This window comes from Mycobacterium sp. TH-M82 (assembly GCF_057473605.1).
Window position 1 is genome coordinate 1 of the sequence record NZ_JBYCKY010000618.1, and the last position, 15554, is coordinate 15554.

The 15554-nt window shown below is 68.5% G+C and carries 8 protein-coding genes; 5 read left to right on the top strand and 3 right to left on the bottom strand.

Annotated features, from left to right (window positions below; genetic code table 11):
- Positions 1-8683, top strand: an 8683-nt coding sequence (locus tag AC2VON_RS18265) for an SDR family NAD(P)-dependent oxidoreductase (RefSeq protein WP_486954219.1), incomplete at its 5' end; no start/stop codon positions are given.
- 26 nt (positions 8684-8709) lie between these two features.
- Here AC2VON_RS18265 and AC2VON_RS18270 read toward each other — a convergent pair.
- Both AC2VON_RS18270 and AC2VON_RS18275 read right to left on the bottom strand, forming a co-directional pair.
- A complete protein-coding gene (locus AC2VON_RS18270; RefSeq protein WP_486954220.1) occupies positions 8710-9828 on the bottom strand; it encodes an acyl-CoA dehydrogenase family protein in 1119 nt (372 codons plus the stop codon).
- A gap of 24 nt (positions 9829-9852) precedes the next feature.
- Positions 9853-11022: an acyl-CoA dehydrogenase family protein gene (locus AC2VON_RS18275; protein ID WP_486954221.1), complete on the bottom strand. Its 1170-nt coding sequence runs from the start codon at positions 11020-11022 to the stop codon at positions 9853-9855.
- Positions 11023-11217: 195 nt separating this feature from the next.
- On the opposite strand from AC2VON_RS18275, the gene AC2VON_RS18280 reads away from it, so the two are divergent.
- Genes AC2VON_RS18280 through holA form a run of 3 tightly spaced genes read left to right on the top strand, consistent with a single transcriptional unit; the run spans position 11218 to position 14643 of the window.
- Complete coding sequence (locus AC2VON_RS18280; RefSeq protein ID WP_486954222.1) at positions 11218-12063, top strand: ComEA family DNA-binding protein; 846 nt, start codon at positions 11218-11220, stop codon at positions 12061-12063.
- A 43-nt stretch (positions 12064-12106) separates the two neighbouring features.
- The gene (locus AC2VON_RS18285; RefSeq protein WP_486954223.1) at positions 12107-13687 is read left to right on the top strand and encodes a ComEC/Rec2 family competence protein; all 1581 of its coding nucleotides are present in this window, start codon (positions 12107-12109) and stop codon (positions 13685-13687) included.
- Entirely contained in the window at positions 13684-14643 is a 960-nt protein-coding gene (holA, locus tag AC2VON_RS18290; RefSeq protein ID WP_486954224.1) for a DNA polymerase III subunit delta, read from the top strand. Before AC2VON_RS18285 ends, holA begins: the two co-directional genes overlap by 4 nt.
- Before the next feature lie 30 nt (positions 14644-14673).
- On the opposite strand, the gene rpsT is transcribed toward holA, so the two are convergent.
- On the bottom strand, positions 14674-14934 hold the full coding sequence (gene rpsT, locus AC2VON_RS18295; protein ID WP_407685328.1) for a 30S ribosomal protein S20: 261 nt from the start codon (positions 14932-14934) through the stop codon (positions 14674-14676).
- 151 nt (positions 14935-15085) lie between these two features.
- On the opposite strand from rpsT, the gene AC2VON_RS18300 reads away from it, so the two are divergent.
- A partial coding sequence (locus AC2VON_RS18300) for a circularly permuted type 2 ATP-grasp protein (RefSeq protein ID WP_486954225.1) occupies positions 15086-15554 on the top strand: 469 nt, incomplete at its 3' end.

Sequence of the window (15554 nt, forward strand, 5' to 3'; positions counted from 1 at the left end):
GGCCACCGCGCCGCGGGCGATCGCGTCGTTGCGTAAGAACACCGCCGACCACCGCCAGATCACCGAAGCCCTCGCCAACGCCTACGTCGCCGGCCACGTGCCCGACTTCGGCGCCCTGGCGCACGGACCGGTGCGCAAGCTCGACCTGCCCACCTACCCGTTCCAGCACCGCCAGTACTGGTACCGGGACAACAGGAATCGAACCAGCCAGCGTCAGAACGCTGCGAGTACCGAAGCCGTCCGGCTGCTCGAGGACGGCCGGATCGAGGAGCTCGCCGCGCTGCTCGACGGTGCCAGCGTCAGTCAGCAGACCGTTGACGTGCTGACAAAGCTCGTGGCGCGCAACGAGGCGCAGCGCGGCACCCAGTCGATCGCCGATTCCCGCTACGAGATCCGCTGGGAGAAGGCCGCTGCCTCGGGCATCAAAGCCGGCGAGGGCGCTACCTGGCTGCTCGTCAGCGATGACACCGAGTCGGCCCGGTCCTTGGTCGACGCGCTGACCGCACGCGGACACCGGGCCCAGATCGTCGGGCTGCCGATGTCCGACGCGGACGAGCAGCAGCTCGAAGCGACGCTGCGCGCGGCGGCGGCAGACGACGCGGAGCTGCGCATCCTGCACGTGGCGGCCCTGGACCCCGACACCGCGCCGTCGACGCAGGCACTGTCGCGGATGCAGCACCGGGTCCTGGGCGGGACGCGGCGGCTCTTCCGCGCCGCGGCCGCCGCCGAACTGCGCGCCCCCATCTGGCTGGTCACCTGTGGCGCCCAACGGGTCACCGACACCGACACGGTGTCGCCGGTGCAGTCGTGCCTGTGGGGTTTCGGGCGCGCCGCCGCCCTGGAATATCCGCGCCAGTGGGGCGGGCTGGCCGATCTGTCGGCCACCGGCGCCGAGCAGTGGTCGCGTTTGGTCGAGCAGGTGGTGGCGGCTCCGGCCGGGGAAGACCAGTTCGCGGTGCGCGGTGACGCGGTGTATGTGCCGCGGCTGACCCGGCGTGCGGGGTTGCCGAGTGCGACCCCGCTGGTGTTGCGGGGTGACGCGACGTATCTGGTGACCGGCGGGCTGGGTGCGATCGGGCTGGAGGTCGCCGGCTATCTGGGCGCGCACGGGGCCCGGCATCTGGTGCTGACCAGCCGGCGCGAACCCGGAGAGGCCGCGCAGCAGCGCATCGACGCCCTGCGCGAACAGCACGGCTGCGAGGTGCGCGTCGTCGCCGCCGACGTCGGCAATCCGCACGATGTGGCCCGCCTGCTGGCAGGCGTGCAGGCCGAACTGCCGCCGCTGGCCGGCATCGTGCACGCCGCCGGCGAGATCGGCAACACCCCACTGCAAACCCTGGATGACGCCGAAGTGGACCGAGTGTTCGCCGGAAAGGTCTGGGGCGCCTGGAATTTGGCCGAGGCCACCGCGGATGTCACGCTGGACTTCTTCCTCAGCACGTCCTCGATCTCCGGGGTGTGGGGCAGCTTCGGGCAAAGCGCCTACGGCGCAGCCAACGCCTTCCTCGACGGGCTGGCCTGGCGCCAGCGTGCGCACGGTGTCCCGGGGATCAGCGTCAACTTCGGCCCCTGGATGTCGGGGTCGGCGGGCATGGCCGACGACGAGTCGCGTGCCCGGCTGGCTCAGCGTGGGGTCCGCGCGTTGTCGCCCGCCGACGCGCTGGCGGGGATGGCCGATTTCATGACGGCCGCGTGCGCGCCTGGGTTGCGACAAGGTCCCGCCCAAGGCGTCGTGGCGCGGATCGACTGGGCTCGTTTCCTGCCGCTCTACGCCCAAACCGGCAGGCGGTCCTTCCTGGCGGAGCTCCAGCGTGAGGTGCCCGCACCGAACAGCGCGCCGGTACCACCGGCAAGGCCGTCCGGGAAAACCGAGCTGGTCGAGAAGCTCACCCTTGCTCCCCTACAGCGGCGCAGGAAGCTCCTCGTGGACCACTTGCGCCAGGCGGTCGCCGAGGTGACGCGCGTCGATGCTGCGGAGATCCGCGAGGACGCCGGATTCTTCGATTTGGGCATGGATTCTCTGATGGCCATCGAATTGCGGCAGCGTATCGAGCACGGCGTGGGCAAAGAGATACCGGCGACGTTGGCGATGGACTATCCGCGCCTGTCCGACGTGGCGGACTACCTGCTCGGCGAGGTGCTCGGCCTCGACGAGGAGGCTTCTGCCGGTTCGGGTGCCGGTTCGGGTGCCGGTTCGGGTGCCGGTTCGGGATCCCGGACCGCCCCGGCGGTGACGGCGCGCACGGACGAGCCGATCGCGGTCATCGCGGCGTCATGCCGATTCCCCGGTGCGCGCGACCCCGAAGCGTTCTGGGAGTTGCTGTCCGGCGGTGTCGACGCGATCCGGGAAGTCCCCGAAGACCGCTTCGACATCGACGAGTTCTACGATCCCGATCCAGAAACGCCGGGCAAGATCTACAGCCGCGTCGGCGGATTCCTGGACGCTGTAGACGGATTCGACCCCGAATTCTTCGGGATCTCTCCCCGCGAGGCGGTGTGGATCGAACCGCAACAGCGACTGATGCTCGAAACCTCCTGGGAGGGCTTGGAAAGAGCCGGCTACGCGCCGTCCGCGTTGCGCGGCAGCCGAACCGGCATCTTCGTAGGGGTCGGCGCCAACGAGTATTCCCATCTATTGTCCGCCGAGTCGGTCGACAAGCTCGAGCCCTACTTCATCACCGGCAATGCGCTCAATGCCGTCTCCGGCCGGGTCGCTTTCGCGCTCGGTTTGGAAGGGCCGGCGGTCGCGGTTGACACCGCCTGCAGCTCGTCGCTGGTCGCCGTCCATCAGGCATGTCAGGCGCTGCACTCCGACGACTGCGATCTGGCATTGGCCGGCGGCGTGAACGTGTTGTTGAGCCCGTTGACCATCATCGCCGCCTCGCGCGCCAGGATGCTCTCCCCCGCAGGCCGGTGCAAGACTTTCGACGCCTCGGCGGACGGCTATGTGCGCAGCGAGGGCTGCGGCGTTCTGGTGCTCAAGAGGCTCAGCGACGCCCAGCGCGACGGCGACCGGATCTGTGCGGTCATCCCCGCGAGTGCGGTCAACCAGGACGGCGCGTCCAGTGGTTTGACCGTGCCCAACGGTGGGGCGCAGCAACGGCTTATCACCGCGGCGCTGGCTCGCGCCGGTCTCGCCGGAGACGAGGTCGACTACGTCGAGGCGCACGGGACCGGGACCCCGCTGGGTGATCCGATCGAGATTCAGGCCGCCGCCGCCGTCTACGGTGCGGGCCGCGACCCAGGTCGGCCGCTGCTGATCGGATCGGTCAAGACCAACATCGGCCACCTCGAGGCGGCGTCGGGAATCGCCGGCCTGATCAAGGTCATGCTGTCACTACAGCACGAGGCGCTGCCGCCGAGCCTGCACTTCGAGAAGCCGTCGCCCCACATCCCATGGGACTCCCTGCCGGTGAAGGTCGTCGACGAGGTGACTCCGTGGCAGACCAACGGCCGGCCGCGCCGCGCCGGGGTGAGTTCATTCGGCTTCACCGGCACCAACGCGCATGTGCTGATCGAGGAGGCGCCACGACAATCGGCGACCGCCGACGAATACTCCTCGGGCGACGTCACGCCAGACGAGTCGGATGGTCAAGACGAGGCCGTCCGCATGTTGCCGCTGTCCGCACGCTCGCCAGAGGCTCTGCTGGAATTGGCTCAGCGATATGGGGATTGGTTGGACGCCCATCCAAAGGTCGACATCGGCGACGTGTGTTTCACCGCCGGAGTGGGGCGTTCGCATTTCGAACACCGTGCCGCGCTCGTCGTGGACTCGAGTGCGGGCGCCCGTGACTTGTTGGCCGAATTGGCCGAGAACCGGATGCGACCGGGCGTGGTGCGTGGCGAATGCGCGGAACCGCCGACGACGGCGTGGTTGTTCACCGGACAAGGCAGCCAGCACCCGGGGATGGCACGCGAGTTGTTCGCTGCTGAGCCGGTTTTCGCGGAAACCGTGACACGGTGTGCGGAAGCGGTCGGTGGCACGCTGCCCCGCCCGTTGCTGGAGGTGCTGTTCGCGACCGACCCTGACAACGGAAGTCCCGCCAGAGAAACGTTGCGAGACACCACTTTCGCTCAGCCGGCCCTGTTTGCCGTCGAGATGGGCCTGGCCCGGCTGTGGCAGTCGTGGGGCATCGAACCCGACGTGGTGCTGGGACACAGCGTCGGCCAGTACGCGGCGGCGTGTGTGGCGGGCGTCTTCAGCCTCGAAGACGGCGCACGGTTGATTGCCGAGCGCGGAAGGCTGTTCGGCAGTCTCCCCGCGGGCGGTCGGATGGTGGCGGTGTTCGCCGACGCCGCGTACGTCGAGGACATCGCCGGCGAGTATCAACGGGTGTCGGTCGCCGCCTACAACGGACCCAACACAGTGCTGTCCGGGCCGGGTGCCGAGCTCGAAGAGATCGTCGCCAGGTGTGGCGAAGACGGGGTCCGGTGCAACTGGCTGGAAACCAGCCACGCCTTCCACTCCGAGCTGCTCGAGCCAGTGCTCGATGCGTTCGAGATGCACGCGGCTGGTTTGCAGTTCGCCGTTCCGACGCTGCCCTTGGTCTGTAACCGCACCGGCGCCGTGCTCACGCCGGACACGCCGCTGGACGCGCAATACTGGCGTCGCCATTCCCGCCAGCCGGTGCAGTTCGCCGAAAGCGTGAACACCGTGGCCGCGCTGGGCTGCTCGGTGCTGATGGAGATCGGTCCCCAGCCGGTCCTGACCGGGGCTGCGGTACAGATCTGGCCGGAACACCTGGCTTCGCCGCGTGCCCTCGTCTCATTGCGCAAGGGCGTCCGCGACCGGCGCCAGCTCGCCGAAGCGCTGGCTGGGGCGTACGTGAGCGGCCACCGCCCCAAGTTCGCCGCGCTGCATCCTGGCCCGCGCCGCAGACTCGAATTGCCCACCTACGCTTTCCAGCGCCGTCGCTTCTGGCCCAGGACCTGCGGCCTTCAACCCGGATGGGCCAGCGCCGACGGCCTGGGTGCAGTCGGATCCGGAATCCTCGGTAGCGCAAAAGAACTCGCCTCCGGCGACTCCGTGTACACCAGCCGGCTGTCGACCAAGTCGCAACCCTGGCTCTCCGATCACGTCATCTACGGCACCGTCGTCGTCCCGGGGGCTACCTATGCGGCGATGGCGCTGGCCGCCGTCGGACCACCGGCACGGGTGAAGGATGTGTTTTTCTACGAGCCGATCATCCTGCCCGAGAAGGCGTCTCGAGAGGTGCAGCTGAGCCTGCACCTGTTGGAGGGCGGCGGGCAGACTGGGGGGACCTGGAGCTTTCAGGTGCACAGTCGCCCCTACGGTGTCCGCGATGCCGCGTGGTCGTTGAATGCCGATGGCACGGTGAGTTCGGGTGCCACCGGAAACGGCGCCGAATCGGTTCCGGGCCCTGCGGAATCGGCGGAATCCCTTGCCGCGGTGATCGAGCAGATGGAACGCGTGCGGCCGCAGCAGCTCTTCCAGACCTTCGCGGACATGGAGTTGGTGTGGGGGCCCAACTGGTCCGGTTCGCTCAAGTCGCTGTGGGTCGGTGACGGCGAGGCGATCGGTGACGTGACCGTCGGTGAAGAACTCGCCGCACAGCTGGCAGCGGAGCCCATCCATCCGGTGCTTCTCGACTTGTGCACCGGGGTCGCCTTTCCGGCGTTCCCAGCGTTGCTCGCGGCCGAACAGGGGGTTAACGACCTCTTCTTGCCGCTGCGGTACGGGCAGGTAGAACTTGAGGAGAAAATGCCGCGGCGGTTCTACTGCCGCGCGCGGTGGCATTCCAGCGCCCTCGACAGTGAAACGCAGGTCTTCGATCTCGACTTCGTCGATCGGGATGACCGCCGCCTCGGCGGGATTCGTGAGTTCACGGTCAAACGTGCGCCACGGGAAGCGTTGTTGCGTGGGCTCGGCGGCGATGCCACTCGGCTGCTGTACACCCTGGGATGGCATGAGGTGCCCCGGCCCTCGTCGATCAGTGGCGCCGATGGTGCCGGGAGGGCGATCGGCACCTGGCTGGTCTCTGGATTCGACGAGCTGGCGGTCCAACTGCCCGGCTGCATCCGGGTCGATCGGACTATCGATTCGCAGCCTCTCGGGCAGCTGTTGAGCGAGGCCAATGAACGAGGTGTGCCTTTCTCCGGCATTGTCTGGCGCAGCACCGGACCGGGCGCGGGCGAGTCGAGCGCCGAGTCCGCCGCACGGCTGGAGACCGAGATCGCCCATCTGCTCAGCGCCGTTCACGCTCTGGGGACCGATGCCCCGGTCACATTGCCCTACGGGTTGTGGATCGTCACCGAACGCGCCGTGGCAACCGAGTCCGGGGAGCATGTCGACCCGGTGCAGGCGGCGTTGTGGGGGCTCGGACGCACGATCGTCAACGAGGAACCGGCAGTGCGCTGCAGGCTGGTCGATCACGACGGTTCGATGGAAGCCGTAACCTCATTGGCCGGTCTTCTCGCCGCGCCGATCGACGAACCGGAACTCGCTCTGCGGCAGGGCAAGTTCTTGGCGTCCCGGCTACTCCAATGGTCGCGCAGCGGTCGTCTCGCGGTGCCGCGCGCAGACGACTACGCGCTGGCACCCGCCGAACGCGGCGCGATCGACAATCTGCGTCTGACCGAGACGGACGTGCCGCCGCCGGGCGATGGCTTTGTGCAGGTCCGGGTCGAGGCGGCCGGGCTGAACTTCCGGGATGTGCTTAATGTGCTGGGCTTGTATCCGGGTGACCCGGGTCCGATCGGCGGCGACTTCGCCGGCGTCGTCACCCAGTTGGGTCGCGGCGTCACCGGATTCGAGGTCGGTCAGCGCGTGTACGGGTTCATGCAGGGCGCGTTCGCCAGCCGTTTCAATGTGCCGGCCCCACTGCTGGCCCCGATTCCCGCGAGTGTGAGAGCGGTGGAGGCGGCCACCATTCCGGCCGCTGCCTTGACGGCTCGCCTCGCGTTCGACTGGGCGCAGCTGAACGCGGGCGATCGGGTGCTGATTCATGCCGCCAGCGGTGGGGTGGGACTGGCCGCCATCCAGATGGCGCAGCAGCACGGCGCGATCGTCTTCGCAACCGCGAGCACCTACAAACGTGCAACTCTGCGCAAGATGGGGGTGGAATACGTCTATGATTCCCGGAGCACGGATTTCGCCGATCAGATCCTCGCCGACACCGGCGGCGCCGGTGTCGACGTGGTGCTCAACAGCCTCACCAACGAGGGGTTCGTCGAAGCGACCGTGAGGGCAACCGCCCGCAATGGGCGATTCGCCGAGATCGCCAAGCGTGACATCTGGACTCCGGAACGGATGGCGGCCACGCGTCCCGACATCGCCTACGAGATTGTGGCGCTTGACACGGTGACGTTGCAGGAGCCCGAGCGGATCCGCGTTCTGCTGGGCGAGGTGTCGGATGGTTTAGCCAGTGGCCAGTGGACGCCGCTGCCAGCCGAGATCTACCCGCTGACCGAGGCGAAGACGGCGTTTCGCCGGATGCAGCAGGCACGGCACATCGGAAAGATCGTGCTGCAGATGCCCACTCCGCTCCAACCGCACCGTGATCGGAGCTATCTGATCACCGGCGGGCTGGGTGCGATCGGTCTGCGCACCACGGCCTATCTGGCCCAGCTCGGTGCCGGTGACATCGTCTTGACCAGCCGACGCGCCCCTAGCGCCGAGGCGCAACGGGAAATCGACGACATCGTCGAGCGCCACCGGTGCCGCATCCACACGTTTGCCGCCGACGTGGGCGACGAGTCCCAGGTCGCAACGCTGCTCGAACGTATCCGGGCGGAGTTGCCGCCGCTGGCGGGGGTGGTTCATCTCGCAGGGGTACTCGACGACGCGCTGCTGTCGCGTCAGAGTGCTGAGCGTTTCCGGACGGCCCTGGCGCCCAAGGCGTTCGGTGCGTGCTATCTGGATGCGCTGACCAAGGGGGACGACCTCGATTTCTTCATCGTGTCGTCCTCGGTGTCGAGCCTGCTCGGTACACCCGGCCAGGCCAATTACTCGACCGCCAACGCGCTGCTCGACGGGCTGGTCGCCGAACGAAGGGCGCAAGGCCTGCCGGCGACCGGCCTGAACTTCGGTCCCTGGGCAAGGGGTGGTATGGCCTCGTCGGAGGCTGCGCGCGTCAATATCATTGCGCAAGGATTGATTCCACTGGAACCCACGGCGGCCCTGAGCGCCCTGGGAGAGGTCGTCGCCGATGGCGCCGGCCAGGCGGCCGTCATCGCGGCCAACTGGCAGCGCGTCGCAAAAGTGCTGGGCGGTTCGCGTCCACCGATTCTGGATCTCTTGTTGCCCAGCGCCGTCACGGAGGCAACCGGGGACAGCGAGCTACTCCGGCAACTGCAGGACATTCCGGCGGCGCAGCGCGCGGGTTTCATCACCGAATTCCTGCAGCGCGAGGTTCAGGGCTTCCTGCGGCTCGCGCAACCGCCCGCCGAGACCAGCAGGTTCCTGGACCTGGGTACGGACTCACTGATGGCGGTTGAACTCCGAAACCGCTTGCACAGCCAGTTCGGTGGGGCGTTCACCATCAACGCCACCGCCGTGTTCGACTATCCGACCATCGGGGCGCTCGCGGAATACCTCGCAAGTCAGCTTCCGGACCCGGATTCACAGCCGGACGAGGTGGAATCAGTTGCGCCGCCCGGACCCGAACCCGTCGCGGGCACCGGATCGGACCCGGAATCGGCTGCGTCGGAGGAAGCCGTCTAGGTCCGGCCAGGTCGTCGACGCCACGGCTAAAGCCGCGCCAGCTCGTACTCGCCGATGTGGTCGATCAGATTGTGCAGATGGTCCCCCGAGGTGCCGAGGGTGTGCTCGATCGCGGTGAGCCTGGCCGCATAGTGGGCGATCGGGTACTCCGCGGTCACGCCGATGCCGCCGTGCATCTGGATCGACTCCTGCGCGATGTGCCGGCCCGCGCGGCCGATCTGCAGTTTGGCCCGTGAGGCGACGAGCGGGTCGAGATTGCCGTCGGCAACGGACATCGCGGCATACAGGCTCATGCTGCGGGCCATTTCCAGCGAGACGTACATGTCGGCGGCCCGCTGGGTGAGCGCCTGGAACTTGCTGAGCGTGACCCCGAACTGCTTGCGCGTTTTGAGGTATTCGGTGGTCAGCCGCAGCGATTCCTCCATGGCGCCCACCGCCTCGGCGCACAATGCGGACTGGATTCCGATGATCGCGTCACGGATCGCGCCCGACGCGTCGACTGCTTCCCCCAGGGGTTCGGCGGGCGCAGCCTGCAGGTCCACCTGCGCGCCGCGCTGTCCGTCGAAGGTGCGGTAGGGGTGGCGGGTTGTGCAGGTGTTCTCCGAGGCCGCGTCGACCAGGAACAGCCCGGTGCCACCGTCCGGCAGCGCGGCGCTGACCACCAACGTGTCGGCGCAGTCGCCGGCCAGCACCGGGTTCTTCCGTCCCGTCACCGTCCACGCATTGCCCTGCCGCTCAGCCTTGGTGCCGACCCGGGCGGACGGCACGCGATGACCCGGCTCGAGGTGGGCGAAGGCCAACAGAACCCGTCCGCTTGCGACGTCGTCGAGCAGCTGCCGTTGCTGCGGACTGCCCAGCGCGGAGATCAACGCGCCGGGACCCAGCGCCGCGTGCAGTACCGGCTCGGGCGCAAGCCGTCGGCCAAACTCGGTGAGCACCACCATGATCTCGATCTGGCCCGCCTCTTCCGGGTCGAACCCCAAGCCCAGAATCCCGGTGTCGGCCAGCCGGCTCCAGACGTCGCGGCTCCAGCCGAGATCGGAGCCGATGACCTTGTTGCGGCTCTCCACGTCGTAGCTGCGCGCCAGCAGATCGCGCGTGGTGTCTCGGAGCAGCGACTGCTCTTCGCTCAGTTGAAAGTCCATGGCTACCTCACACTCCCGAAATTTTCACAAACCCAAAATGGTGGACGCGATGATGTTGCGTTGCACTTCGCTGCTGCCGCCGTAAATCGACGTCTTGCGGTAGTTGAGGTAGTGCGGCGCGCTGTGTTGCGCCCAGATCGGCGACGAGATCTCGCCCAAATCGGCGCCGTTGGCCGGCAGCGCATCGGCCCCGGCCACCTCGACCAGAAGTTCGGTGGCCAGCTGCTGCAACTGGCTGCCACGCAGCTTGAGCACCGACGACGCCGGGTTGGGCTTGCCGCCTGAAGAATCCGACACCACCCGCGACTGTGTGAGTTCCAGTGCGAGGAGATCGTTTTCGGCCTCGGCCAGCCTGGCCGCGAACAGCGCGTCGTCGAGCATGCCGGTTTGTGCGGCGTATTTCTTCACCTCGGCCAGGCGCACCTTGGTGCGCCCCACCCCGGCGATACCCGTGCGCTCGTTACCCAGCAGGAATTTCGCGTAGGTCCAGCCCTGGTTCTCTTCTCCGACAAGCTGGTTGGCAGGAACCCGGACGTCGGAGAAGAACAGCTCGTTGACCTCCTGACCGCCGTCGATCGTCGTGATCGGTCGCACGGTGATGCCCGGCGTCTTCATGTCGAAGAGCAGGAACGAAATGCCGGCTTGGCGTTTGGGGGCGTCCGGATCGGTGCGCACCAGGCAGAAGATCCAGTCCGCATACTGGCCCAGAGTCGTCCAGGTCTTCTGGCCGTTGACGATGTAGCTGTCGCCGTCGCGGACGGCGGTTGTGCGCAGCGACGCCAGGTCCGATCCGGCCTCAGGCTCGGAGAAGCCCTGGCACCACCAGATGTCGAGGCTGGCTGTCGCCGGCAAAAACCTCTTCTTGATCTCCTCAGAACCGAACTCCGCGATCACGGGTCCGACCATCTTGGTGTTGAAGTTCAGCGGCTCCGGGACGCTCGCCAACTGCATTTCGTCGGCCCAAATCTGGTGCTGGGTGGCAGTCCAGTCCTTGCCGCCCCACTCGACCGGCCAGTGCGGCACCGCCAAGCCGTGCTCGTGCAGGATCTTGTGGCTGGTGACGATGTCCTCGCGGCGCACCGACGCCGCACCCTCGCGCGTCCGCTCACGCAGTTCCTGCGGGATTTTCGTCGTGTAAAACGTGCGAAGTTCGTCCCGGAACGCGGCTTCCTCCGGTGTGAGCGCGAGTTGCATCGCAGCCTCCTGTCGTCTAGGGGAACGTGGCGACCCGCAGCGGAGTGGGTTTTCCCGATCGAGGTCGTTCGCTTGGCTTACATCTTTACCTGTCGGATGTGAGTGTTGTCCACAGCCTCTGATTAATCCACACATTCGTCTGCCGACAACGCTGGCAGGCGGTGTTCCGGTGGTCGGTTCGCCTACCGTCGGCGCATGCGCACAGACTTCACCGCCGAGCGCTTGCAGCGACGCCTGGTCGCTGGACCGGACGCTGACCGCGGCGCCGACTCGGTCGACGAATCCGCTGAGGACACCCCGAATTCCCTGCTACCGCGTTGGCTTCCCGAGGTGTCGCCTGGCCAGGGGTGGTTGGCCAGGGTGCGCGCCGATCCGGGCCGGGCCGGTGCCATTGCGTTGGCGATGGTGGCGGCCCTGGCCGTGCTGGTCACCGTGTTCACCCTGTCGCGTGACCGGTCCGCCCCCGTGATGTCGGCCAAGCTCCCCCCGGTGCAGACCGTAGCCCCGGCAAGTCCCCGGCCGTCGGCGAGTCCGGGCGCCGGCGAACCCGGCGGCGCTGACCGCCCGGTCGTCGTCAGCGTGGTCGGCTTGGTGCGCACGCCGGGCCTGGTCACCCTGGCGCCGGGGGCGCGCATCGCCGATGCACTGCAGGCCGCAGGCGGCGCGGTACCCGGGGCCGACACCATCGGGCTGAACATGGCCCGCCCACTGGGTGACGGCGAACAGATCGTGGTCGGGTTGGCTCCCGCTCCGGGGCGGCCGGCGAGGCTTGGCAGCTCGGTCTCCTCAGGCTCGGCGCCGGTCCCGGGAGCTGCGCCGGCATCGGGATCGTCGAGGCCGAAGACAGGTCAGGTGCTCGATCTCAACACCGCAACAGTGGAGCAGCTTGACACGCTCCCCGGAGTCGGGCCGGTCACCGCGGCCGCGATCGTGGCGTGGCGGCGGACCAACGGCAATTTCACCAGCGTCGACCAACTCGCCGAGGTCGACGGAATCGGCCCGGCACGGCTGGAGAAGCTGCGTGCCCTCGTCCGCGTCTGACCCGCGCAGGTCCGGACCAGCCAGTCCCCCCGAGCCGGCGCCGGTGCGCGTCGATGTCCGCCTGGTTCCGGCCGCGCTCGCCGGTTGGGGAGTGACCGCCGCAGGGATCGTGTGGCCGGTGGGCCGGGCGCTGGCGTGGTGCTGCGTCGTGCTGCTTGCGGCCTCGTGCGTGCTGGCCTGCCTGGCGGTGGGCCGCTCCGGCGAGCACGCATGCCTGCGGGCGGTCGGCGCCGGGCTGCTCGCTGTGGCGGTCGTGGGCGCCGGATTCGGTCTCGCAATCGCCATGCGTCGCGATGCACTGGGCCGCCACCCGATCACCGCAGCGTTCGGGAGCGCGGCACCGGTGACGGTCACGCCGACCGAGAGCCCGGTAGCGCTGGGCGGCGGACGGCTGATGTTCCGAGCCGACCTGTTGCGCCTGCGCGCCAACGAAATGTCAGGCCGCGTAGTTGTTTTCGCGCGTGCTTCGGACTTCGGTGACCTGATGGTGGGCCAACCGGTGTGCTTCGCCGCCCGTATCAGCCGGCCGGCGCGCCACGACCTGACCGTCGCGGTGCTCAACGCCGCGGGCCGGCCGAGTGTAGGCACCGCCGGTGCGGTGCAGCGGGCGGCTCACACGGTGCGCAGTCGCTTCGCCGCCGCAGCCCGCGACGCGCTGCCGGCCGCGCAGGGTGCGATGTTGCCGGCGCTTGTGCTCGGCGACACCGCGGCGATGTCCGCCGAGGTGAGCCGAGAGTTTCGCGCGGCGGGAATGACGCATCTCACCGCGGTGTCCGGTGCCAACGTCACCATCGTGTGCGCCGCGGTGCTGGTTTCGGCGCGGCTGATCGGGCCGCGCGCGGCGGTCGCGCTCGCCGCCCTCGCCCTGCTCGCCTTCGTCATCGTCGTACAGCCGACCGCCAGCGTGCTGCGGGCGGCGGTGATGGGGGCGATCACCTTGCTGGGCATGCTGTCGTCGCGTCGACGACAGGCGATCCCGGCGCTGGCTGCCACGGTGCTGGTGCTCCTGGCCGTTGCGCCCCAGCTGGCCGTCGACGTGGGGTTCGCGCTGTCGGTGTTGGCGACGGCCGCGCTGGTGGTCATTGCCCCGGCCTGGTCGCGGAGCCTGGTCCGCCGAGGCTGGCCCCGACCAGTCGCGGACGCGTTCTCGGTGGCCTGGGCCGCGCACGTGGTGACCGCCCCTTTGGTGGCCGGCATCTCGGGGCGGGTCAGCCTGGTGGCCGCCGGGGCCAACCTCGCGGTGGCGCCGGCGATCGCACCGATCACTCTGTTGGGCAGCGCCGGAGCCGTGCTGGCTCCGCTGTGGCCGGCCGGCGCGCGGCTGCTGCTTCGTTTCACCGGGCCCGAACTGTGGTGGGTGCTGGGGGTGGCCAGGTGGGCGGCCGCGGTTCCCGCTGCCACCGTGCCCGTGCCGCCGGGTGCGGTGGGAGTGCTGGTGGTCGGAGCTGCCACTGTGGTGCTGACGGTCGCGGTCGCGCGGCTGAGGCGGCGACGCTGGTTTGGCGCGGCGGCCGGATACGCCGGTGGGCTGCTCGTCCTCTTCCTGCTGGCCTGGTCGCTGTCGGGACTGTCCCGGCCCTGGTCCATCCCTGGTCACAATCGGCGTGACACCATCATGGGATGAGCGAGAGTTCGTCATTGCACCTGGTCTTGGGGGACGAGGAGCTGCTGGTCGAGAGGGCAGTGGCGGACGTGCTGCGGGCTGCGCGCACGCGGGCCGGCACGAACGACGTTCCGGTCAGTCGGATGCGGGCCGGTGAGGTCAGTGCCTACGAGCTCGCCGAGCTGCTCAGCCCGTCGCTGTTCGCCGACGAGCGCATCGTCGTGCTGGAGTCCGCCGCCGACGCGGGTAAGGACGCCGTCGGGGTGATCGTCTCGGCCGCCGCCGATCTCCCGTCGGGCGTCGTGCTGGTGGTGGTGCACTCCGGCGGAGGCCGCGCCAAGGCGTTGGCCAAGGAACTGCAGTCGCTCGGCGCCGCGGTGCATCCCTGCGCCCGGATCACCAAGGCCGGCGACCGCGCCGATTTCGTCCGCAAGGAGTTTCGTGCGCTGCACGCCACGGTCGACGGGCCAACGGTGACCGCGCTGCTGGACGCCGTCGGCTCCGATCTGCGTGAGCTCGCATCGGCCTGTTCGCAGCTGGTCTCCGATACCGGTGGGCGCGTTGACGCCGCGGCGGTGCGGCGCTACCACAGCGGTAAGGCCGAGGTGAAAGGGTTCGACATCGCGGACAAGGCTGTGGCGGGCGATGTCGCGGGGGCCGCCGAGGCGTTGCGGTGGGCGATGATGCGGGGTGAGCCACTGGTGGTGCTCGCCGACGCGCTCGCCGAGGCCGTGCACGCCATCGGCCGGGTGGGGCCGCTGTCGGGCGACCCCTACCGCTTGGCGGCGCAGCTCGGGATGCCTCCGTGGCGGGTGCAGAAAGCCCAGAAACAGGCGCGTCGGTGGTCACGAGACACGGTGGCCGGCGCGCTGAAGGTGGTGGCGGCCCTCAACGCCGACGTCAAGGGTGCCGCCGCCGACGCCGAGTACGCGCTGGAATCAGCGGTTCGTCGGGTTGCCGAACTGGTGGCCGACTGAGCCGCATCGACGATCCGTCGATGGCGGGCTTCAGATCTTGTTGAGGGCGCGGGCCAGCGCCGACTTGCGATTGGCCGCCTGGTTTTTGTGGATCACGCCTTTGCTGGCCGCTTTGTCCAGCTTGCGGTTGGTGGCGACGAGCAGCTCGGCGGCCTTTTCTTTGTCGCCGTTGTGGGCGGCCTCACGGAATGCGCGGACGGCGGTGCGCAGCGACGATTTCACCGACTTGTTGCGCAGCCGGGCGCGCTCGTTGGTGCGGTTGCGCTTCTGCTGCGACTTGATGTTGGCCACGCCTGAGTTTCCTTCTGCGATTCGGTGGTTGCTGGGACCGGCATCCGGTCTCCCCTGGCAGCGAAGAACTAGGTTAGCAGTCGGTTACGTTTTTACCCAAAACGGGAATCCCCACCCCGCCATGACGTCGACTTGGGGCAGCATCGGACACGTGAAATCCGCGAATCAGCTCGATGAAACCGGCGACGGTCTGCGCGATCTGTTACGCGCCGGGCACATCTTCGGTGGTTACGGCACATCGGAGTCCTATGCGATGGCCTTCGACGAGATGTTCGACCCCCAGGGCAGTGTCCGCGGACCTTACAAGGGCATCTACGCCGAGCTCGCCCCGGCGGACGCCTCAGACCTGAAAGCCCGGGCTGACGCGCTGGCCCGCGCGTTCATCGACCAGGGCATCACCTTCTCCTTGTCGGGGCAGGAGCGTCCCTTTCCGCTGGACCTGGTGCCGCGGGTGATCTCGGCTCCCGAGTGGAGCAAGCTGGAGCGTGGCATCATCCAGCGAGTCAAGGCACTCGAGATGTACCTCGACGACATCTACGGCGATCAGGAAATCCTGAACGACGGCGTGATCCCGCGCAGCCTGATCACCTCCTGCGAGCATTTCCACCGCCAGGCCGTGG